Annotated in this window: 19 protein-coding genes; 11 read left to right on the forward strand and 8 right to left on the reverse strand. The window is 69.5% G+C overall.

Annotation, left to right across the window (positions count from 1 at the left end; all coding sequences use genetic code 11):
• Positions 1-3: 3 nt before the first annotated feature.
• The 6 genes from EL338_RS02825 to EL338_RS02850 all read left to right on the forward strand — a co-directional run bounded on the left by EL338_RS02825 (position 4) and on the right by EL338_RS02850 (position 6,131).
• On the forward strand, positions 4-453 hold the full coding sequence (locus tag EL338_RS02825; protein ID WP_126332348.1) for a carboxymuconolactone decarboxylase family protein: 450 nt from the start codon (positions 4-6) through the stop codon (positions 451-453).
• Between the two features lie 48 nt (positions 454-501).
• On the forward strand, positions 502-1,770 hold the full coding sequence (purD, locus tag EL338_RS02830) for a phosphoribosylamine--glycine ligase (RefSeq protein WP_126332349.1): 1,269 nt from the start codon (positions 502-504) through the stop codon (positions 1,768-1,770).
• 140 nt (positions 1,771-1,910) lie between these two features.
• The gene (locus EL338_RS02835; RefSeq protein WP_126332350.1) at positions 1,911-2,759 is read left to right on the forward strand and encodes an SDR family NAD(P)-dependent oxidoreductase; all 849 of its coding nucleotides are present in this window, start codon (positions 1,911-1,913) and stop codon (positions 2,757-2,759) included.
• A gap of 5 nt (positions 2,760-2,764) precedes the next feature.
• Positions 2,765-3,853 carry a phosphotransferase family protein gene (locus EL338_RS02840; protein WP_126332351.1) on the forward strand — a complete coding sequence of 363 codons (1,089 nt, stop codon included), beginning with the start codon at positions 2,765-2,767 and terminating at the stop codon, positions 3,851-3,853.
• 37 nt (positions 3,854-3,890) lie between these two features.
• Entirely contained in the window at positions 3,891-5,225 is a 1,335-nt protein-coding gene (locus tag EL338_RS02845; RefSeq protein ID WP_126332352.1) for a flavin-containing monooxygenase, read from the forward strand.
• Between the two features lie 21 nt (positions 5,226-5,246).
• Complete coding sequence (locus EL338_RS02850) at positions 5,247-6,131, forward strand: alpha/beta hydrolase (RefSeq protein ID WP_126336641.1); 885 nt, start codon at positions 5,247-5,249, stop codon at positions 6,129-6,131.
• 73 nt (positions 6,132-6,204) lie between these two features.
• Here the strand turns inward: EL338_RS02850 and EL338_RS02855 are convergent, their stop codons facing one another.
• On the reverse strand, positions 6,205-7,026 hold the full coding sequence (locus tag EL338_RS02855; RefSeq protein ID WP_126332353.1) for a mycofactocin-coupled SDR family oxidoreductase: 822 nt from the start codon (positions 7,024-7,026) through the stop codon (positions 6,205-6,207).
• Positions 7,027-7,048: 22 nt separating this feature from the next.
• Entirely contained in the window at positions 7,049-8,212 is a 1,164-nt protein-coding gene (locus EL338_RS02860; protein ID WP_126332354.1) for an acyl-CoA dehydrogenase family protein, read from the reverse strand.
• A 123-nt stretch (positions 8,213-8,335) separates the two neighbouring features.
• On the opposite strand from EL338_RS02860, the gene fabG reads away from it, so the two are divergent.
• From fabG to EL338_RS02885, 5 genes are read left to right on the forward strand one after another with little or no spacing between them, the layout of a single operon-like run.
• Positions 8,336-9,076, forward strand: a complete 741-nt coding sequence (fabG, locus tag EL338_RS02865; protein WP_235666353.1) for a 3-oxoacyl-ACP reductase FabG — start codon at positions 8,336-8,338, stop codon at positions 9,074-9,076.
• Entirely contained in the window at positions 9,076-10,290 is a 1,215-nt protein-coding gene (locus tag EL338_RS02870; protein WP_126332355.1) for an acetyl-CoA C-acetyltransferase, read from the forward strand. Before fabG ends, EL338_RS02870 begins: the two co-directional genes overlap by 1 nt.
• Positions 10,287-11,480 carry an acyl-CoA dehydrogenase family protein gene (locus tag EL338_RS02875; protein ID WP_126332356.1) on the forward strand — a complete coding sequence of 398 codons (1,194 nt, stop codon included), beginning with the start codon at positions 10,287-10,289 and terminating at the stop codon, positions 11,478-11,480. Before EL338_RS02870 ends, EL338_RS02875 begins: the two co-directional genes overlap by 4 nt.
• A 7-nt stretch (positions 11,481-11,487) precedes the next feature.
• Positions 11,488-12,159, forward strand: a complete 672-nt coding sequence (locus EL338_RS02880; RefSeq protein WP_126332357.1) for a GntR family transcriptional regulator — start codon at positions 11,488-11,490, stop codon at positions 12,157-12,159.
• Positions 12,160-12,186: 27 nt separating this feature from the next.
• Complete coding sequence (locus EL338_RS02885) at positions 12,187-13,371, forward strand: CaiB/BaiF CoA transferase family protein (RefSeq protein WP_126332358.1); 1,185 nt, start codon at positions 12,187-12,189, stop codon at positions 13,369-13,371.
• Between the two features lie 60 nt (positions 13,372-13,431).
• On the opposite strand, the gene EL338_RS02890 is transcribed toward EL338_RS02885, so the two are convergent.
• Genes EL338_RS02890 through EL338_RS02915 form a run of 6 tightly spaced genes read right to left on the reverse strand, consistent with a single transcriptional unit; the run spans position 13,432 to position 20,533 of the window.
• Positions 13,432-14,982: a class I adenylate-forming enzyme family protein gene (locus tag EL338_RS02890; protein WP_126332359.1), complete on the reverse strand. Its 1,551-nt coding sequence runs from the start codon at positions 14,980-14,982 to the stop codon at positions 13,432-13,434.
• On the reverse strand, positions 14,975-16,573 hold the full coding sequence (locus tag EL338_RS02895; RefSeq protein WP_126332360.1) for a class I adenylate-forming enzyme family protein: 1,599 nt from the start codon (positions 16,571-16,573) through the stop codon (positions 14,975-14,977). The genes EL338_RS02890 and EL338_RS02895 overlap by 8 nt, the downstream gene beginning before the upstream one ends.
• Complete coding sequence (locus EL338_RS02900) at positions 16,563-18,023, reverse strand: class I adenylate-forming enzyme family protein (RefSeq protein ID WP_126332361.1); 1,461 nt, start codon at positions 18,021-18,023, stop codon at positions 16,563-16,565. The genes EL338_RS02895 and EL338_RS02900 overlap by 11 nt, the downstream gene beginning before the upstream one ends.
• Positions 18,023-18,820, reverse strand: a complete 798-nt coding sequence (locus EL338_RS02905) for an enoyl-CoA hydratase/isomerase family protein (RefSeq protein WP_126332362.1) — start codon at positions 18,818-18,820, stop codon at positions 18,023-18,025. Before EL338_RS02905 ends, EL338_RS02900 begins: the two co-directional genes overlap by 1 nt.
• Before the next feature lie 49 nt (positions 18,821-18,869).
• Entirely contained in the window at positions 18,870-19,685 is an 816-nt protein-coding gene (locus tag EL338_RS02910; protein ID WP_126332363.1) for an enoyl-CoA hydratase/isomerase family protein, read from the reverse strand.
• 29 nt (positions 19,686-19,714) lie between these two features.
• The gene (locus EL338_RS02915) at positions 19,715-20,533 is read right to left on the reverse strand and encodes an enoyl-CoA hydratase/isomerase family protein (RefSeq protein ID WP_126332364.1); all 819 of its coding nucleotides are present in this window, start codon (positions 20,531-20,533) and stop codon (positions 19,715-19,717) included.
• Positions 20,534-20,591 lie beyond the last annotated feature (58 nt).

Consider the following 20,591-nt stretch of genomic DNA (forward strand, 5'->3'; position numbering starts at 1 on the left):
CTGATGAGCACCGACGACATCCGCAGCCGCGGGCTGGCGAAGATGAACGAGGTCTACGGCTGGGAGATGCCCGACATCGAGGGCGACCCCTACTTCGACCTGACCGTCGACCACCTGTTCGGCGACATCTGGAACCGCCCCGGCCTGACGATGCGCGAGAAGCGCATCATGACGCTGACCGCCGTCACGGCCGTCGGCCGCCAGGACCTCGCCGAGATCCAGGTCAACGCCGCGATGCTCAACGGCGAACTCGACCACACCGAACTCAAGGAGATCGCGGTCTTCCTGACCCAGTACCTCGGCTTCCCGCTGGGCTCGGGCCTCAACGGCACCGTGGACAAGGTGGCCAACAATCGGCGCAAGGCCGCCGAGCGCGGCGAGGGCGAGGACAAGCGGGCCAACGTCAACGCCGCGGTCAAGATGAGCAGCGGACGCACCCTCGACGAGCAGTGACCCGCGCGGTGCGGTGAGCGGGCGAGCGGGCAGATAGGGTGATGCCCTGTGCACGTCCTCGTCATTGGTTCCGGTGCCCGCGAACACGCGCTGCTGCTGGCGCTCAAGCGTGATCCCCAGGTCAGCGGCCTTTCGGTAGCCCCCGGCAACGCCGGCACGGCGCGCATCGCCGATCAGCACGATGTGGACGTCAGTTCCGCCGACGCCGTCGTCGCGCTGGCCCGCAAGGTCGGCGCCGATCTGGTGGTCATCGGGCCCGAGGTGCCGCTGGTGCTCGGGGTCGCCGACGCCGTGCGCGCCGCGGGCATCGCCTGCTTCGGCCCCGGCAAGGACGCGGCCCGCATCGAGGGCTCCAAGGCCTTCGCCAAGGACGTCATGACGGCGGCGGGCGTGCGGACCGCGACCAGCGAGATCGTCGACAACCCGGGCCACCTGGACGCGGCCCTGGGCCGGTTCGGGCCGGCCGTCGGCCAGCGCGCCTGGGTGGTCAAGGACGACGGGCTGGCCGCCGGCAAGGGCGTCGTGGTCACCGACGACCGGGCCGCGGCGCGCGCGCACGCCGCGGGTCTGCTCGACGACGGCCACCCGGTGCTGCTCGAGTCGTTCCTCGACGGTCCGGAGGTGTCGCTGTTCTGCGTGGTCGACGGCGAGACCGTGATTCCCCTGCTCCCCGCCCAGGACTTCAAGCGCGTCGGCGACGGCGATACCGGCCCCAACACCGGCGGGATGGGCGCCTACGCCCCGCTGCCCTGGCTGCCCGACGAAATCACCCGGCAGATCGTCGACGACGTGGTCAAACCCGTTGCCGCCGAGATGGTCCGGCGCGGCTGCCCGTTCTCCGGCCTGCTGTACGCGGGATTGGCGATCACCTCGGCGGGCCCGGCGGTGGTGGAGTTCAACTGCCGGTTCGGCGACCCGGAGACCCAGTCGGTGCTCGCACTGCTCGAATCCCCGCTCGGCGAGCTGCTGCACGCCGCGGCCACCGGCACTCTCGACCGGGTCGAGCCGCTGCGGTGGCGTCCCGGTTCGGCGGTGACCGTCGTCGTCGCCGCCGAGAACTACCCGGGGCGGCCCCGGGTGGGTGACGTCATCACCGGCGCCGACGCCGACGGGGTCCTGCACGCCGGTACCGCACGCCGCGACGACGGCGCGGTGGTGTCCTCCGGGGGCCGGGTGCTCGCCGTTGTCGGCACCGGCCCCGATCTGACGGCGGCGCGCGCATCGGCCTACGCCACCGCCGGGGCGGTCCGGTTGCCGGGCAGTCACTTTCGTTCCGACATCGGCCTGCGCGCCGAGCGGGGCGAAATCTCGGTCTGACGAGCGATTTCGGTGCGCTAGGTTGCGGTCGGCGCAACCCAGCGCACCGAATCACTCGACCCACTGATGTCCGCGGTGCGGTATGGCTTACAGTTGAGCCATCCATTGATGTGTGATCGGCGCCACCGTAGGGAGTCAACGTGGCTGCAACCACCGCCGCGCGGTTTGCCGGTAAGCACGCGATCGTCACCGGCGCCGGTTCGGGGATCGGTGCCGCGCTGTGCCGGGCCCTGGTCGCGCGCGGGGCGCACGTCCTGTGCACTGACGTGGACGGCGCGGCCGCCGAGCGCACCGCGACCGCGCTGGGATCGCAGGCGCGCTCGGCGCAGGTCGATGTCACCGATGCGGCCGCGGTACAGGCCGCTGTCGACGACGTCGTGGCGCGGGCGGGTCGACTGGATCTGATGTTCAACAACGCCGGCATCACCTGGGCGGCCGACACCGAACTGCTCACCCTCGAGCACTGGGACTCGATCATCGACGTCAACATCCGCGGCGTCGTGCACGGGGTCGCGGCGGCCTACCCGCAGATGGTCCGACAAGGCAGCGGATTCATTGTCAACACCGCCTCGATGGCGGGCCTGGCGGCCGCCGGTCAGATCACCAGCTACGTGATGAGCAAACACGCGGTGGTCGGGCTGTCCCTGGCGTTGCGCTCGGAGGCGGCCGCGCACCACATCGGGGTGTTGGCGATCTGCCCGGCCGCGGTGGAGACACCGATCCTGGACAAGGGCTTGATCACCGGCATCAACGGCCGCGAGTTCTACCGAATGGGTCAGCGCAGCAAGGACTTCTACGATCCCGACCGGCTGGCCCGCGACACGCTGCGCGCCATCGAACGCAACCGCGCCGTGCTGGTCGCTCCCCGCAAGGCGTATGCGGGCTGGTTGTTGGCCCGCCTCGCGCCGGGGGTCATGCAGCGCATGTCGATTCGCTTTGTGGCCCGCCAACGTGCGGCGCAGGCCACGTCCATCAGTGCAGAAGGGTGACGACAATGACCGTGCCAGTGGCGATTCCCCGCTTTCCCGACGAGGTCACGCCGCAATGGCTGACCGGGGTGCTGTCGTCGGCGGCCGGCACGCAGGTCGGTGGCGCGCAGGTCAGCGCCATCGGGACCGGGCAGACCGGGGCCACCTACCGGGTGGAGGTGAACTACACCGCCAACCCGGCCGGGCTGCCGGAGACGTTCGTCATCAAACTGCCCACCACCGACGACACCGTCCGGGACCGGGTGGCGCTGGGCTACCGCAGCGAATGCGCGTTCTATCAGTCGGTGGCCGACCGGGTCAGCGTCCCGATCCCGCAGTGCTTCCACTGCGAGATCTCCGAGGATGCCGCCGATTACGCGTTGCTGCTCACCGATCAGGCCCCCGCCGTGCAGGGCGATCAGATCGCCGGATGTTCCGTCGAGGAGGCCCGGCTGGCCGCGACCGCCATCGCCGGGTTACACGCGCCGACGTGGGCCGAGCAGGAGTGGCTGACCTTCCCCGGTCTGGCCATGACCCTGAACGACGACGCGTCCAAGAAGGGCCTGGGCGACATCGCGGTGATGAGCGCCGACATCACGGTCGAGAAGCTGGGTGACAAGCTCAGCGAGCAGGACCGGGCTACCTTCCTCGAGGCGATGGGCCTGGTGACGCCCTGGCTGCAGAACGACTTCGGCCGCTTCACCCTCATCCACGGCGACTACCGGCTGGACAACCTGCTGTTCCATCCCGACGGGAGCGCGGTGTGGGTGGTCGACTGGCAGACGCTCGGGGTCGGGCTGCCGTCCCGCGACCTGGCCTACTTCACCGGCACCAGCCTGGAGCCGGCCACGCGCGCCGAGATCGAACGCGACCTGGTCGGTGCCTACCATGCGGCGCTGGTGGAGGAGGGGGTCGTCGGCTACGACCTCGAGACCTGCTGGCAGGACTACCGTTACGGGGCTCTGCAGGTGTTGCTGATCTCGGCGCTGGGTTTCGCCTTCGCCGTCGGCACCGACCGCGGCGACGACATGGTGGCCACCATGCTGCGGCGCGGCTGCGCGGCGATCCGCGAGTTGGACACCATCGCGCTGATCAAGCAGACCGCCGGGCTCTGAGCACCCACCACCGGGGGACAGGGACAAAGGAGTCGCCGTGCAGAACTCGTCACCCCGCACCGCCATCATCGGTGCGGGCATCAGCGGTCTGACCGCGGGCAAGATGCTGAAGGACTACGGGGTCCCGTACACCACGTTCGAGACCTCCGACCGGATCGGCGGGAACTGGGCGTTCGGCAATCCCAATGGACGCAGCAGCGCCTACCGATCGCTGCACATCGACACCTCGAAACATCGCCTGTCGTTCAAGGACTTTCCGATCCCCGAGCACTACCCGTCCTTCCCGCACCACTCGGACATCAAGCGCTATCTCGACGACTACGCCGACGCGTTCGGTCTACTCGACAACATCGAATTCGGCAACGGCGTGGTGCACGCGCGACTGGCCGATGACCGCTGGGAGATCGAGGACCAAGCCGGCGCGGTTCGCGAGTTCGACCTGCTCGTGGTCGGCAACGGCCACCACTGGGACGCGCGGTTCCCGGACTTCCCCGGCGAGTTCACCGGCGAGTCGATCCACTCCCACCATTACATCGACCCGGACACCCCGCTGCCGCTGACCGGCAAGCGGATCCTGGTGGTGGGGATCGGCAACAGCGCCGCGGACATCACCGTCGAACTCTCGTCGAAGGCGCTGCAGAACTCGGTGACCCTGTCCACCCGTTCCAGCGCCTGGATCGTGCCGAAATACCTTGCCGGACAACCGGGCGACAAGTTCTTCCGCACCACGCCTTACCTGCCGCTGTCCTGGCAGCGCAAGGCCGCGCAGTGGTTCGCCCCCGTCGTCGGCGCCGACCCGACCAAGTACGGGCTGCCGCCGGCCAACCACAAACTCTTCGAAGCACACCCCACCCAGTCGGTGGAACTGCCGCTGCGGCTGGGCTCCGGAGATGTGACCCCGAAACCCAACGTGACCCTGCTGGACGGTCGGACTGTGCACTTCGAGGACGGCACCCGCGACGAGTTCGACGTGATCGTCTACGCCACCGGCTACAACATCACCTTCCCGTTCTTCGATCCGGAGTTCATCAGCGCACCGGATAACCAGATCCGGCTCTACAAGCGGATGTTCAAGCCGGGCATCGACAACCTGGTGTTCATCGGATTCGCGCAGTCCATCCCCACGCTGTTCCCGTTCGTCGAGTGCCAGTCGCGGTTGCTGGCGGCCTACGCGGTGGGTCGCTACGCGCTGCCGTCGGTCGGCGAGATGGAGCGCGTGATCGACACCGACCAACAGTTGCACGCCGGACACTGCACGGACCGCCCGCGGCACACCCAGCAGGTCGACTACTTCTACTACGAACACGACATCCGCGCCCGGGAGTTGCCCGCCGGCCTGCGCCGCGCGCGGGTGCACCAGACGGTGGGATAGGGACCGATGTCGGATCTGGAGATGACGTATCGGGAACTGTCCTTCATGTCTGGCGGAACCACCTGCAGCGCACGTCATTTCGCAGCCGACGGCGGCGACGGGCGGCCGGTGGTGGTGATGGGGCACGGCATCGGCGGCACCATGGACTCCGGACTGGCACCGTTCGCCGAGCGCTTCGCCGCCGCCGGCTTGGACGTGCTGACCTTCGACTACCGCGGCTTCGGGCACTCGGGCGGAGAACCGCGACAGACGGTGTCCATCGACGCCCAGGTCGACGACTACCGGGCGGCGATCGCGCTGGCCAAGACCCTGCCGCAGATCGATCCGGGACAGGTGGTGTTGTGGGGCGCCTCGCTGTCGGGCGGCCACGTCATCCGGGTGGGCGCCGGCGGTGACGATGTGGCGGCGGTGATCTCGCTGACCCCGATGGCCGATCCGGTGGCCACCGCGGTCTCCGTCGGAAAGCAGTATCGCCCCGCGGTGTTGGCGCGCTCGGCGGCCTCCGGGGTGCTCAGCCGCGCGGCCGGCGCGCTGGGCCGCGACACGCTGATGATGCCGCTGGTGGCGCGACCGGGACAGCCCGGCGCGCTCACCCTGGAGGGCGCCTACGAGAACTATCTGGCGCTGGCCGGGCCGTCCTGGCGCAACGAGATCGATTCCGCGGTGGGTATGGAACTGGCCAAGATCCGAGTCCGCCGCCACGCCAAGCAGTTACGGATTCCGCTGCTGGTGCAGATCGCCGACTTCGACAGCTACGTGCCCGCCGATGCGGCGCAAAAGATCGCGGTGGCCGGCCGCGCGCAGGTCCACCACTATCCGTGCGACCACTTCGACGTGTGGCCGGGCCACGCCTGGTTCGAGCGCGCGGCCGACGACCAGATCGCGTTCCTGCAGCGAGCGCTGTAGCCGAGTCAGACCTGACGCAGGCGGTTACTCGCAATTTGCCTGCCTGGTGTCTGACTCGACCCGAGAACGCGGCTCAGAACACCGTCGAACCGAGGTCCACGGCGATCTGTGCGGCGGTGACCAGCCGGGATTCGTCGCTGGCCAGCCAGCACACCGCGTCGGAGATGTCCTCCGGTTCGGCGATCCAATCCGGCAGGAACGGCGTCACCATCTGCATCAGGCCGGGGTTGGTCTCGTTGGCCCGGTTCAGCGCGGCCATCATGTCGCCGGTGCCCATCGGGGTGTTCACCGCACCCGGGTGCAGGCTGTTGACCCGGATGGAATGCTTGCCGAGTTCGGCGGCGAACGCGCGGGCCATGCCGGTGACGGCGTGCTTGCTGGCGGTGTAGTGCACCATGAACGGCTGCATCTTGATCCCGGCCGCCGAGCTCACCAGGATGATCGAGCCGCCGCGGCCGCCGTCGATGATGGTCTGCGCCCCGGCCATCACGGCGTTCCAGGTGCCCGTGACGTTGGTGTCCATCACGTCCTTGAAGGACTCCGGGGTGATCTCGTTCCACGGCTGCGGCACCGTGATCCCGGCGTTGGCGACGATCACGTCGAGCCGGCCGAACTCCGCGACGCCCTTGCCGACGATGTCGCGCATCGCGTCCAGGTCGCGGGTGTCCGCCGCGGCGTACACGATGCCGCGGCCGGTCTCCTCGACCAGGCGCACGGTCTCGGCCAGATCGTCGGGGGTGGCCGAGTCGTACGGGACGCTCGGCGGCAGCGGCGCGGCGAGGTCGACGGCGATGATGTTCGCGCCCTCCTTCGCCATCCGGACGGCGTGGGCGCGGCCCTGGCCGCGCGCCGCCCCGGTGATGAAGACGACCTTGTCCGTGAGCCGTGGGCTCATGCGTTGCTCCTCTGGTTTGACGTCAGTGCCGGCGCTGCGCGGCCTTGACCAGGCCGCCGCCGATGATCAGGCGTTGAATCTCGCTGGTGCCCTCGTACAGGCGCAGCAGCCGCACGTCGCGGTAGATGCGCTCGACCGTCACCCCGCGCATATAGCCGGAGCCGCCGTGCACCTGCACCGCCAGATCCGCCACGGTGCCGGCCATTTCGGTGCAGAACAACTTCGCCACCGACGGCGCGATCCGGCGGTCCTCGCCCTCGACCCACTTGCGTGCGGCGTCGCGCACCAGGGCCCGGCCGGCCATCACCTGGGTCTGCTGGTCGGCGATCATCGCCTGCACCAGTTGGAAATTGCCGATCGGTGTGCCGCCCTGGGTCGCGGTGGCGGCGTACGACACCGACTCGTCGAGCGCGCGTTGGGCCGCACCGACGGCCAGCGCCGCGATGTGCACCCGACCGCGGGCCAGCGACGTCATGGCCGCCCGGTAACCGATGTCCTCGGCACCGCCGACCAGCGCCGAGTCGGGCACGCGCACGTCGTTGAAGGTCACGTCGGAGGTCCACGCGCCCTCCTGGCCCATCTTGGCGTCCTTGGCGCCGATCTCGACCCCGGCGGCATCGGCCGGCACCAGGAAAACGGCGATGCCGGCGCCCTGCTCGTCGGCCGGGCGGGTGCGGGCAAACACCACGAACAGGGTGGCGGTGGGGGCGTTGGTGATGAACTGCTTCTGCCCGGAGATCACCCAGTGCTCGCCGTCGCGGACCGCCTTGGTGCGCAGTCCCGACGGGTTGGAACCGGCGCCGGGCTCGGTCAGCGCGAACGACGCGACGACCTCGCCCGAGGCGATGCCCTCGAGCCAGCGTGCCTTCTGTTCGTCGGTGCCGAAGCCGACGAGCACCTGCCCGGCGATGCCGTTGTTGGTGCCGAACATCGACCGCAGCGCCAGCGAGGTGTAGCCGAATTCCATTGCCAGCTCGACATCTTGAGCCAGGTTCAATCCGAGGCCGCCCCACTCCTGCGGGATGGCGTAGCCGAACAGGCCCATCTGCTTGGCCTGGTCGCGGATGTCGTCGGGCACCTTGTCCTCGGCCAGGATCTCCTGCTCGCGGGGCACCACGGCGGTGTGTACGAACTGACGCGTCTGGGCGAGGATCTGCTGGAAATCGTCGTCGCTGACGTCGCTCATCGGCGGGGCTCCTCGAGAAGAATCGGACCGGGCTCGCACACTTCCGCCGAATCATATATGAAATATGATGTTGGAAAACGGGGACCCTCGCCCGCGGTGAGGGCTGGACGCGAAGGAGTACGGGTGAGCCTGCTGGCGGATCAAACGGCGGTCGTGACGGGCGGTGCGCAGGGGCTCGGCCTGGCCATCGCGAAACGGTTCGTGGCCGAGGGCGCCAAGGTGGTGCTCGCCGACATCAACCTCGAGGCCACCGAGGCCGCGGCCCGCGAACTCGGTGGGCCCGATGTGGCCACGGCGGTGCGCTGCGACGTGACCAGCTCCGAAGAGGTCGACGCGCTGATCGCCGCGGCCGTCGAATGGGGCGGCGGCCTAGACGTCATGATCAACAACGCCGGGATCACCCGCGACGCCACCATGCGCAAGATGACCGAGGATCAGTTCGATCAGGTCATCGCCGTGCACCTGAAGGGCACCTGGAACGGGCTGCGCGCCGCGGCCGCGGTCATGCGGGAGAACAAGCGCGGCGCCATCGTCAACATGTCGTCGATCTCCGGCAAGGTCGGCATGGTCGGCCAGACCAACTACTCGGCGGCCAAGGCCGGCATCGTCGGCATGACCAAGGCCGCCTCCAAGGAACTCGCCTACCTCGGGGTGCGGGTCAACGCGATTCAGCCCGGCCTCATCCGTTCCGCCATGACCGAGGCCATGCCGCAACGCATTTGGGACTCCAAGGTCGCCGAGGTCCCGCTGGGCCGTGCCGGGGAGCCCGACGAGGTCGCCAAGGTGGCCCTGTTCCTGGCCTCGGACCTGTCGTCGTACATGACCGGCACGGTCCTGGAGGTCACCGGCGGTCGGCACCTGTGATGCGCGAGGTCGTCATCTGTGAGCCGATCCGCACGCCGATCGGCCGCTACAACGGGATGTTCAAGTCGCTGACCGCCGTCGACCTCGGCGTGGCCGCGCTGCGCGGGCTGCTGGAGCGCACCGGCATCGATCCCGCGGCGGTGCAGGACGTGATCCTCGGGCACTGCTATCCGAGCATGGAAGCCCCGGCGATCGGTCGGGTCGTGGCACTCGACGCCGGATTGCCCGTCACCGTCCCCGGCATGCAACTCGACCGCCGCTGCGGGTCCGGGCTGCAGGCCGTCGTCCAGGCCGCCCTGCAGGTGGGCAGCGGCAACAACGATCTGGTGATCGCCGGTGGCGCCGACTCGATGAGCAACGTCGTGTTCCACTCCACCGACATGCGCTGGGGCGGGGCCCGCGGCGGCGTCAAGGTGCACGACGCGCTGGCGCGCGGTCGCACGACGGCCGGCGGCAAGAACTACCCGGTGCCCGGCGGCATGTTGGAGACCGCGGAGAACCTGCGCCGGCAGTATTCGATCCCGCGCGCCGAGCAGGACGAGCTGGCCGTGGCCTCGCATCAGCGGGCGGTGGCCGCCCAGGCCAACGGGATCCTCGCCGAGGAGATCATCGGCGTGACGGTGTCCACCCGCGACGGCGATCAGGTGATCGACACCGACGAGCACCCCCGGCCCGACACCTCGATGGAGAGCCTGTCGAAGCTCAAACCCATTCTGCTGAAGCAGGATCCGGACGCGACCGTCACCGCCGGCAACTCCAGCGGGCAGAACGACGCGGCCTCGATGTGTGTGGTCACCACTCCGGAGCGCGCCGCCGAGTTGGGGCTGACGCCGCTGGTGCGGCTGGTGTCCTGGGCGGTGGCCGGGGTCGCGCCCAACGTGATGGGCATCGGGCCGGTGCCGGCCACCGAGGCCGCGCTGGCCAACGCGGGGCTGAAGCTGGCCGACATCGATCTGATCGAACTCAACGAGGCCTTCGCCGCCCAGGCGCTGGCGGTGATGCGGGAGTGGAAGTTCACCCCCGCCGACCTCGAGCGCACCAACGTGCACGGGTCGGGCATCTCGCTGGGGCACCCGGTGGGCGCCACCGGCGGCCGGATGTTGGCGACGTTGGCTCGCGAGCTCAACCGGCGGGGTGCGCGCTACGGCCTGGAAACCATGTGTATCGGCGGCGGGCAGGGCCTGGCCGCGGTGTTCGAAAGGGTGGCGGCGTGACGCGATTGGCGCAGACGCTGGGACTGACCGAGTTCCAAACCGAGATCGTCTCCACGGTGCGGCAATTCGTCGACAAGGAGATCATCCCGGTCGCCCAGGATCTGGAGCACTCCGACACCTACCCGCAGGCGATCGTCGACCAGATGCGGGAGATGGGCCTGTTCGGACTGATGATCCCCGAGGAGTACGGCGGTCTCGGTGAGTCGCTGCTGACCTACGCGCTGTGCGTCGAGGAACTCGCCCGCGGCTGGATGAGCATCTCCGGGGTGATCAACACCCACTTCATCGTCGCCTACATGATCCGCCAGCACGGCACCGATGCGCAGAAGCAGTATCACCTGACCAAGATGGCCACCGGTGAATCCCGCGGCGCGTTCAGCATGTCCGAGCCGGAACTGGGCTCCGATGTGGCGGCCATCCGCACCCGCGCGCGGCGCGTGGCCGACGGCGACTACATCATCGACGGCCAGAAGATGTGGCTGACCAACGGCGGCAGTTCCACACTGGTGGCCGCCCTGGTGCGCACCGACGAGGGCGCCGAGAAGCCGCACCGGAACCTGACGGCGTTCCTCATCGAGAAGCCGTCCGGGTTCGGCGAAGTCGTTCCGGGCCTGACGATCCCGGGCAAGATCGACAAGCTCGGATACAAGGGCATCGACACCACCGAACTGGTCTTCGACGGCTACCGCGCGAGCGCCGACGACGTGTTGGGCGCCAAGCCCGGCCACGGCTTCGTCCAGATGATGGACGGCGTGGAGGTGGGGCGGGTCAACGTGTCCGCGCGCGCCTGCGGCGTCGGCATCCGGGCCTTCGAACTCGCGGTGCGCTACGCGCAGCAGCGCTCCACCTTCGGCAAGCCGATCGCCGAGCACCAGGCGATTGCCTTCCAGCTCGCCGAGATGGCCACCAAGGTCGAAGCCGCACACCTGATGATGGTCAACGCGGCTCGGCTCAAGGACTCCGGCGAACGCAACGACGTCGCCGCGGGCATGGCGAAGTACCTGGCCAGCGAGTTCTGCTCGGAGGTCACCCAGCAGAGCTTCCGGATCCACGGCGGCTACGGCTACTCCAAGGAGTACGAGATCGAGCGGCTGATGCGCGACGCGCCGTTCCTGCTGATCGGCGAGGGCACCAGCGAGATCCAGAAGCAGATCATCTCCAAGCGGTTGCTCTCCGAGTACCAGATCTGAAAAGGCCGTGACCGTCGGAGATTTCGCCACCCGGCCGCAGCTGTCGGAGGACGTCGCGCGGCTGGTGCGCCGTCGCATCTTCGACGGCAGCTACGCCGCGGGCGGTTACATCCGGCTCGAGCAGTTGGCCGCGGAGTTGGGCATCAGCGTCACCCCGGTGCGCGAGGCGCTGTTCGACCTGCGCGCCGAGGGGCTACTCGCCCAGCAGCCGCGGCGCGGGTTCGTGGTGCTGCCGGTGACCCGCCGCGACATCGCCGACGTCTCGGATGTGCAGGCGCACATCGGCGGTGAACTGGCCGCGCGGGCCGCGGCGAGCATCACCGCGGAGCAACTCGCCGAGGTCAAGGCCATCCAGACCCGGCTGGAGGCCGCCTACGACGGCGACGACGACGATCTGGTGGTGCGCCTGAATCACGACTTCCACCGGGCCATCAACGTCGCCGCGGATTCGCCGAAGCTGGCGCAGTTGATGTCCCAGATCACCCGCTACGCCCCCGAGGCGGTGTTCCCGACGGTGGCGGGCTGGCCGGCCAAGTCCATCCGGGACCATCGCCGGGTGCTGGCCGCATTGGCCAAGGGAGACGAGAAACAGGCCCGAAAAGCGATGTCGGAGCATCTGTGTGAGGGCGCCGAACCGCTGATCGAGCATCTGATCGACCGCGGAGTCATCGCGGAGTGAGAACCCGGCCGCGAGATAGGGGAGACAATGGGCGTTCTTGACGGCATCCGCGTACTCGACTACGGCCGGTTCATCGCGGCCCCCTGGTGCAGCGCCGTGCTGGCCGACATGGGCGCCGACGTGCTGCGGGTGGAGAAGCGCACCGGCGGTGAGGACCGCTGGGTGCAGTCGGTCACCGAAACCGGCGAGGGCGGCACCTTCCTGCAGTGCAACCGCAACAAGCGGTCGCTGACGCTGGACTCCACCACCCCCGAGGGTGCCGAGATCACCCGTCGGCTGGTGGCCGGCGCGGACATCGTGATCGCGAACATGCCCGCGGCCGGCATGCGGGCCAGCGGCCTGGACTACGACACCCTGCGCGCGGTCAAGCCGGACATCATCCTGGCCAGCGCCACGGCCTACGGGGAGGGTGGTCCCTACAGCGACCGCATCGGATTCGACGGCGCCGGCCAGGTGATGTCGGGAGCGGTTGCGCGCCAAGGCTTGCCCGAACAACCCATCCGCACCGTGGTGCCCTACGCGGACTTCGGCACCGCGCTGACCCTGACCATCGGGGTGATGATGGCGCTGTACCACCGCGACCGCACCGGGGAGGGGCAGCACGTCGAGGGCGCGCTGCTGCCCACCGCGCTGATGTTGTCGAACGCGTTCCTGATCGAGCGGGATCTGCTCGGCATCGACAAGCCGCGGATGACGAACCAGGGCGGCTCGGTGGCGCCGTGCGACCTGTACCGGACCAAGGACGACGGCTGGGTATTGCTGCAGATCGCCGGCCAGCCCATGTTCAAACGCTGGTGCCGGTTGGTGGGCCGCGAGGACCTCTTCGACGATCCCCGCTACGCAGACGACGACCTGCGCTGGCAGCGCAGCGAGGAACTCAACGGCATCATGGGGCAGTGGTGCGCCGACAAGACCAAGGCCGAGATCATGGCGGCGCTCGAGGCCGCGAAACTGCCCGCGGCGCCGATGCTCACCACTCAGGATGTGCTCGAGGATCCGCACGTCGAGGCCATGGGTTTCCTGCAGCGGGTGCCCTTCCCGGGTACGGCCAAGGATGTGCCGCTCATCGAGACCCCGTTCCGGATGTCGGCGACACCCGGCGAGATCCGCACCCGCGCACCGCTACTGGGCGAGCACACCGACGAGGTGTTGGCCGAGATCGGCTACGGGCGCGGCGAGATCGAGGAGCTGCGCGCACGGGAGATCGTCTGACGGGTCTGACGCCGAGAGTTGGGTTGTTCGCGCGGCCACTCGTGCGATGCGTACAACAAGTCAGCCCTCGGCGCGTGGTTCGGACTCGCTGAACTGGGCGCGCAGCCGGCGGGCGTCGAGTTTTCCGGTGGCGCCGCGCGGCACCAGGTCCTCGTCGTCGGTCAGCAGCCACCGGGTGGGGACCTTGAATGCACTCAGTTCGGCGCGGGCCGCGGAGGTCAGCGCGTCTTCCGACAGCACGCCGACGTCGCCGACCACCAGCGCGGCCACCGTGTCCCCCTGTGGTCCCGGGGTATTCGTGACGAATGTGGCGCGGACCCCCGGTAGCCGCCGCAGGACGGCCTCCACCTCGCTGGGATACACCGTGGCGCCGCTGACCTTGAACATGTCATCGGCGCGGCCGTGATAAAACAGGAACCCCTGCGCGTCCAGGTGGCCCAGGTCGCCGGTGGGGTAGTAGCCGTCCGCGGTGAACACCTCGTGGTGCCCGCGTCGACACAGGCCGCGCATGACGTGCGGCCCGCGGATCTGGATCACGCCGACCGTGCCGGTCGCGACGGGAACCCCGGTCTCCGGGTCGACGATGCGAACGTCCATGCCGGGGAACGGCTTTCCGCAGCTACCCCAGGCCGCAGTCGGCATGTCGGTGTCGGCGGGGTAGCCGCAGTACGGCCCGAACGATTCGGTCATGCCGAACAACTTCGCCCGCGCGCCCGGGGCACCGCGGAGTTGCGGCGGGAGCAGCGCTTCCAGGCTTCCGGGCCGCAGGCTGGACAGATCCGTGCCGGCCGCGTCGGGGTGGCGGGCCAACGCCTCGGCTTGATCGGGCCAGCCCCGAAACAGGGTGACGCGCTCGCGGGCCAGCAGCGGCAGGGTGGTCTCCGGCGCCGGGATCGCTTCGGTGACCAGGGTGGCCCCAGCCGCCAGCGCGGTCATGATCCCGCCGCTGAAGCCGCCCACCCAGAAGAACGGCATGGGCAGGTAGAGCGTGCTGTCGGCGGTGACGCAGCGCGCCGCCAGCCCGGACCGCACCGCCGCGAGCGCGTTGCCGTGGCTGTGCCGCACCCCCTTCGGCGCCCCGCTGCTGCCCGAGGTGAAGATCACGGCCAACGGGTCGGCCGGGCGCACCGTGTCCGCCAGCGCCGCGACGAAGCCGCCGGGCACCTCCTCGGCACCAGCGCTCAGGATCGCACCATCCTCCCAAACCTGCTGCAGCGCAGGTAGTTCGGCGCGGTCCAGAGCGGCGAACTCGTCGAGGAAGCGTCGCCCGCGGAACTCGGCGGTGGTGAGCACGTGCTGCACCGCCGCGACGCGCAACTGCGCACTGAGTTCGCCTCCGCGCAGCAGGGTGCTCAGCGGGACCAGGACCGCCCCGATCCGGGTCAGGGCGCAGGCCAGCTGGACCCAGGTGGCGCTGTTCGGCAGCAACACACCGACCCGGGTGCCCTTGCGGATCCCCGCGGCGACCAGGCGCGCGGCCAGGCGTGCGCTGGTGGAGTCGAGATCGCGGTAGCTCAACCGGGTCTCGGGGTCGACGACGGCGGTCTGGTCCGGCGTGGCGGCGCTGTGCCGACGCAGCACGGCGTCGATGGTGCGCGGCGACTCAGTCATCGAAAAGCCCTGCCAGAGCGGGGAGGTCGACCTTGCCGCTGGAGAGCACCGGAATCTCGGCGGGGCGACGGACCACGAACCGCTTGGGAACCTTGTAGGCGGACAGCCGCGCGCGCAGGGCGGCGGCAAGTTCGGCCAGGGCGCCCGCATCCCAGACGGTCGGATCCTCGGCGACGATCACCGCGGCGACCACCTGGCCCCGTTCGGAATCCGGCAGGCCGACGACGTACGCCGCCGTCGCGTCGACGCCGAGTCCGGGAAGAGATTCCAGCACGGCCGCTTCCACCTCCGCGGGGGCGACGTTGGCGCCGGCGGTCTTGATCATCGACGTCGCGCGGCCGATGAAGTAGAAGTAGCCGTCGACGTCCCTGCGCACCACGTCGCCGGTGTGGAACCAGCCGTCGGCGTCGAAGCAGTCCTCCCTGGCCAGGCCGTAGTAGTGCTGCATGAGGTACTTGCCGCGCAAGCACAGCACGCCCGCCGCGCCGTCGGGGACCGGCTCACGGGTTTCGGCGTCGACGATCTTCGCCTCGAAGCCCGGTGCCAACCGGCCGAACGAACCGCGCCGCGACTCGGGTTGATCGGTGTCGTCGGCGTCGATCAGGACCACGCTGCCGGTCTCGGTCATGCCCAGCATGTTGTGCCGCAACTCAGGATCGGCGGGGCGTGCGTCGGCGGGCATCAGCGGGTACAGGTTGCCGCGCCGCAGGAACGACAGGTCGCGCTGCGCGAAGCTCGGATGACGCGCCAGATGAGCGACGCCGGCCGCGAAACCGTTGGTGAGGGTGGGGCGTTCGGCTTCCAACAGGTCCAGCGTGACCGCCGCGTCGGTGGCATTCGAGCACACCAGCGTGGAGCCCGCCACGACGGTGGCCAATAGGCTGAAGGCGAATCCGCCGATCCAGCAGAACGGCGAATTGGAGAACAGCTTGTCCGTGGCGGTCAGTCCTCGGATCGCGTTGAGGTTCGCCTGATGCTCCAGCAGCGCGCCCTGGGTGTGCACCGCACCCTTGGGTAGGCCGGTCGACCCGGAGGTGTAGACGATCGCGAGCACGTCGGCGGGCACCACATCGGTCTCCATGCCACTTAGCCGCGCCGGAGCGACCGCGGTGCCCCGCTGCGCCAGGGTGGCCGTGTCGAAGATGATGTGCCGCAACGCCGGTGCCGCCGGCAGGTACAGGGGATCTTCCGAGTCGAAGCCCTCGGTGGCAACGCCGAGAACCTCGGTCAGCCGCTGCCGATAGTCGTGATTGCGGTAACCGTCCGCCGCCAGCAGGACCCCGACGTCGCTGCGCAGCAACTGATCACGCAGCTCGGCGGCCGTCATGAAGGTGGAGAACGGCACCACCACCGCGCCGATGCGGGCCGCGGCCAGCGTCGCGATCACGAACTGCGAGCCGTTGGGATACAGCACACCGACGTGGGTGCCCTTCGCGACACCCAGCGCGAGCAGGCCGCGCGCCACCGCGGCCGACCGTTCGTCGGCCTCGGCGTAGGTGAGCCGGTCGTCGTCGCAGACCAGCAGCGGTGCAGTGCCGCGGCCCCGGTTACGGTCGAGCCGGGCCGCGACGGTCCACTGCTCAGCGCCCATGCGTCGCCTGGATGAAGTGTTCGCGGACGGCCCCCAGATCCGGTTTACCCGAAGGGGTGCGCGGGATCTCGGCGACCACCGCGATGTCGGCGGGCAGCTCGTAGCGGGCCAGCCGCGCGGTGAGGAACTCGAGCAGCTGCGCGGGCTCGGCATCGGCCCGCAGCTCGACCAACGCCACCGGCACCTCGCCGAGCCGGTGGTCGGGGCGCCCCACCACCGCGGCCCCGCGCACCGCCGGATGAGTTTCCAGGGCGGCGCGGACATCGTCGGGCATGATCTTGAACCCGCCGCGGATGATGGCCTGATCGGCGCGGCCCAGGATCCACACGAAGCCGTCGGTGTCGATTCGGGCCAGATCCGTGGTGCGCATCCAGTCCGCCGCCGGACCCAGCTGGGCGGGCTTGACCTCGAGGATGCCCTCTTGGCCGGCGGGCAGCGGGTTGCCGGTGTCGTCGATGACTCGGAGTTGGGCGCCGGGATTGATGCGGCCGACGCTGCCGCGCTTGGTCTTCCAGTACCGCTGATGATCGGCGAGCGTCCAGCCGGCCACGCCCCCGCCGAATTCGGTGGCGGCATAGGACGTCAGCACCGGGATGCCGAACTTCTCGGTGAAGGCGTCGGCGTCGTCGGCCGACAGCGGCGCGGTGCCGGAGGTGACGACGCGCAGGCTCGACAGGTCCTCGCGGGTCAGGTCCGAGTGCAGCACCATCCGCAGCGCCGCGGGCACCAGGGAGGCGGCCCGCGGGCGGTGTTCGCGTACCGCCGCCGCCCAGCGCTGCAGGTCGAACTTGGGCAGCAGGACGAACGAGCGCGCCTCGGCGATGCACAGCAGGACCCGGAACACCCCGCCGACGTGGACCAGCGGCGAGTTGACGATCGCGACCCCGCGGCGCAGTTCGGTCGGTGCCGGGGCGTGTGCCGGATCCTTGCCGATGACGCTGTGCGCCAACATGTCATAGGTGAGATCGACCCGCTTGGGCGGCCCGGTGGTCCCGCTGGTCAACATCCACACCGCGACACCCGGGCGACCGGTATCGGCGGCCGGCGTCCGGGCCGGCACGACGGCGGGCTCGTCGTCGAGACCGGCGATGGTCACCACCGCGGTGCCCGGCGAGTCGACGCTGTGGGCCGCGAGATCCTCGGCGGTCCCGATCAGCATGGGCAGGTTCAGCGTCGCGAGATCGGCCCGGATCCGTTCGTCACCGCGCGCCGGGTTGATGACGACGACGGTGCCGCCGGCGCTGAGCACCCCGAGCAGCGCCGCGACGTGGGCGGGCTGGTTGCGCAGCATGATCCCGACCCGGGACGGGCCCCCGGTCAGCGCGGCGATCCGCCGGGTCAGGGCGGCGAGTTGCCCCCACGTCGACCAGCGGCCGTCGTACTCGATGGCCCCGGCGCCGGGGTCCAGGGACAGGACGTCGTCGATGCGTCGGCTCAGTGGATGAGTCATCACCGGATCCGCGGTGCGGCCTTGGGTGCATCGGAGCGCTGCTGGGCGGCGAGTTCGGCCTTGCCCAAGGGGTTTCCGAGCCGGGTGTAGATCAGGCCGTGATCGAGTGCGGCGCGGTAGGGCTTGTCCAGCGACTCCCAGATGGCCTTCACCGTGCCCTGGGTGGCCGACGGGGGTTTGGCCGCGATGGTGGCCGCGATCTCGTGGGCGCGGCTCCAGAGTTCGTCGGCGCTGACCACCTCGGTGACCAGTCCGATGCGCAGCGCGGTCTCGGAGCCGACGCGTTCATCGTTGCCCATCAACGCCATTCGCAGCGTGTCGCCGAGCCCGACCCGGCGCATGAGGCCGACGGGTTCGAGCGCGGAGACCAGCCCGGCCGTCACGTGGGAGTCGAAGAAGGTCGCCTCCTGCGAGCAGATGACCACGTCGGCCTCGTTGACGAAGTACAGCGCCCCCGCGGTGCACATGCCCTGCACGGCGCACACCACGGGCTTCCACATCTTCTGCCACTTCGGGCTGAGCAGTTCGCCGGGATCCTCGTGGTTCCAGACGTTGTCCGGTTGGCCGTAGTCGGACTTGATGTCCAGACCGGCGCTGAAGGCGCGGGTGCCGGCGGCGCGCAGCACGACGGCGTTGGTGGACTCGTCGTTCTTGACGATGCGCCACACCGCCTGCATCTCCTCGCACATGGTGCGGTTGAACGTGTTCAACTGGTCCGGCCGGTTCAACGTGATGGTCGCGACCTTGGCGTCGCGGTCGAACTCCAGCAGGATGGTCTCGAAAGGCTGGGTGCTCATCGGCTTTTGTCCTCACTGCCTCGTTCGCTCGCGGAAAAATGTTGCTCGCTCATCGGCAGGTCCATTTCGGGGCGCGCTTTTCGACGAAGGCCAGCGGACCTTCCTGGGCGTCTTCGGTGCGGACCACCCGTTCCCGGAAGGTCTCGGCCAAGATCTCGCCCTCGTGCAGCGGCAGGTCCAGGGTCTTGTGAATGGCCAACCGGGTGCCGCGCACGGCCAGCGGGGCATTCGAGTTCACGATGTCGGCGATCTCGTGGGCGCGTTCCAGTAACCGGTCGTGCTCGACGATCTCGGTGATCATGCCGAGCTCATAGGCTCGTTCGGGCGTCATCCGCTCGTGCTTGCCCATCAGCGCCATCCGCAGTGCCGCCGAGCGGGGCAGCACCCGCGCCAGCCGGACCATCTCGCGGGCGGCGACCAGGCCGATGCTGACGTGCGGGTCGAAGAAGCTGGCCCTGTCCGAGGCGATCACGATGTCGCCGGTGGTAACCCAGTCGAGTCCGGCCCCGCAGCAGATGCCGTTGATGGCGGCCAGCACGGGCTTGGCCATCTGGCGGAACGGCGGGGTGCCCTCCTGCGGGGCCTCCCACTGGTCGTAGGTGGACAGGTAGGGACGCTCGTAGATGACCTTGCCGTCGTCGGGAATCTCCTTGACGTCGGCACCGGTGCAGAACGCCCGGCCGGTCCCGGTGACGATCGTCAGCCAGATGTTGTCGTCGTTCTCGGCCTCGTCGTAGGCCGCCCGCAACTCGGTGATCATGTGCGGCGAGAGCGCGTTGAGCGCCTCGGGCCGATTCAGCGTGATGGTGGCCTTGTGGCCGTCGACCTCGTACTTGATGGTGTCGAACTCGGCGGTTGCCGACATGGGGATCCCTTCGGTGATGGCGGGGCGGCTCAACGGCCCTGGAAGTCCGGTGTGCGCCGTTCCCGGAATGCTGCCAGACCTTCCTTGAAATCGGCGGTGCGGCAGGCGAGTTCGAGGCTGGCCAACTCCGCGTCCATGGCTTCGGTCAGCGTCTGGTTCGCCGCGCGGGCGAGGGACTGCTTGGCCAGGCCGATCGCGATGGTGGGGCCGGCGGCCAACCGGTGCAACAGGGCGTCGGCGGCGCTGTCCAGATCGACCTCGGCCACCGCGCTGTCGATCAATCCCCATGCCGCCGCGTCGGTCCCGCTGACCTGCTCGCCCAACAGCACCATCCGCTTGGCGCGGGCCACCCCGGCCAGGCGCGGCAGCAGCCAGCTGGCCCCGGAGTCGGGGGTGAAGCCGCGGGCGATGAACGGTTCCCAGAACGTCGCCTCGGCGGAGGCCACGGTGAAGTCGGCGGCCAGTGCCAGGTTGCAGCCCAGGCCGACGGCCCAGCCGCGGACCGTACACACCACCGGCAGGTGCAGCGTGGTGACCAGTTCGATGAGCCGGTGCGCACCGTGCGGGATGCGCCGCACCAGGTCGCCGGTCCGCGGCCGCTGCCCGGAGGTGTTGGTGGCCACCCAGTCGGCACCGGTGCAGAAGTTGCCGCCGGCCCCGGTGATGCCCACGGCGCGTAGCGAATCGTCGGTCGCGGCGTCGGTGAGGATGGTCACCATGTCGCGGATCATCGTGTGGCTCAGGGAGTTACGCCGATCCGGGCGGTCGATGGTGAGCCGCAGGATGCCACCGTCGCGGGTGGCGGTGACGGCACCCTCGGCGGCGGTGGACTCGTCGCGATCCGTCATCGGTACACCCGCTGTGTGCGGACCATATAGATACCCCTACAGTAGGCGCTACGATTAC

This window comes from Mycolicibacterium chitae (genome assembly GCF_900637205.1).
GTDB classification, from domain to species: domain Bacteria; phylum Actinomycetota; class Actinomycetes; order Mycobacteriales; family Mycobacteriaceae; genus Mycobacterium; species Mycobacterium chitae.

Excerpts from the sequence above, each read along its gene's own strand:
- EL338_RS02890 (WP_126332359.1), bottom strand. The coding sequence starts at position 14,982 with ATGACTGAGTCGCCGCGCACCATCGACGCCGTGCTGCGTCGGCACAGC.
- EL338_RS02860 (WP_126332354.1), bottom strand. The coding sequence starts at position 8,212 with ATGAGCGACGTCAGCGACGACGATTTCCAGCAGATCCTCGCCCAGACG.
- EL338_RS02900 (WP_126332361.1), bottom strand. The coding sequence starts at position 18,023 with ATGACTCATCCACTGAGCCGACGCATCGACGACGTCCTGTCCCTGGAC.
- EL338_RS02855 (WP_126332353.1), bottom strand. The coding sequence starts at position 7,026 with ATGAGCCCACGGCTCACGGACAAGGTCGTCTTCATCACCGGGGCGGCG.
- EL338_RS02870 (WP_126332355.1), top strand. The coding sequence starts at position 9,076 with ATGCGCGAGGTCGTCATCTGTGAGCCGATCCGCACGCCGATCGGCCGC.
- EL338_RS02850 (WP_126336641.1), top strand. The coding sequence starts at position 5,247 with ATGACGTATCGGGAACTGTCCTTCATGTCTGGCGGAACCACCTGCAGC.
- EL338_RS02825 (WP_126332348.1), top strand. The coding sequence starts at position 4 with ATGAGCACCGACGACATCCGCAGCCGCGGGCTGGCGAAGATGAACGAG.
- EL338_RS02895 (WP_126332360.1), bottom strand. The coding sequence starts at position 16,573 with ATGGGCGCTGAGCAGTGGACCGTCGCGGCCCGGCTCGACCGTAACCGG.
- EL338_RS02915 (WP_126332364.1), bottom strand. The coding sequence starts at position 20,533 with ATGACGGATCGCGACGAGTCCACCGCCGCCGAGGGTGCCGTCACCGCC.
- EL338_RS02885 (WP_126332358.1), top strand. The coding sequence starts at position 12,187 with ATGGGCGTTCTTGACGGCATCCGCGTACTCGACTACGGCCGGTTCATC.
- EL338_RS02840 (WP_126332351.1), top strand. The coding sequence starts at position 2,765 with ATGACCGTGCCAGTGGCGATTCCCCGCTTTCCCGACGAGGTCACGCCG.
- EL338_RS02905 (WP_126332362.1), bottom strand. The coding sequence starts at position 18,820 with ATGAGCACCCAGCCTTTCGAGACCATCCTGCTGGAGTTCGACCGCGAC.
- EL338_RS02910 (WP_126332363.1), bottom strand. The coding sequence starts at position 19,685 with ATGTCGGCAACCGCCGAGTTCGACACCATCAAGTACGAGGTCGACGGC.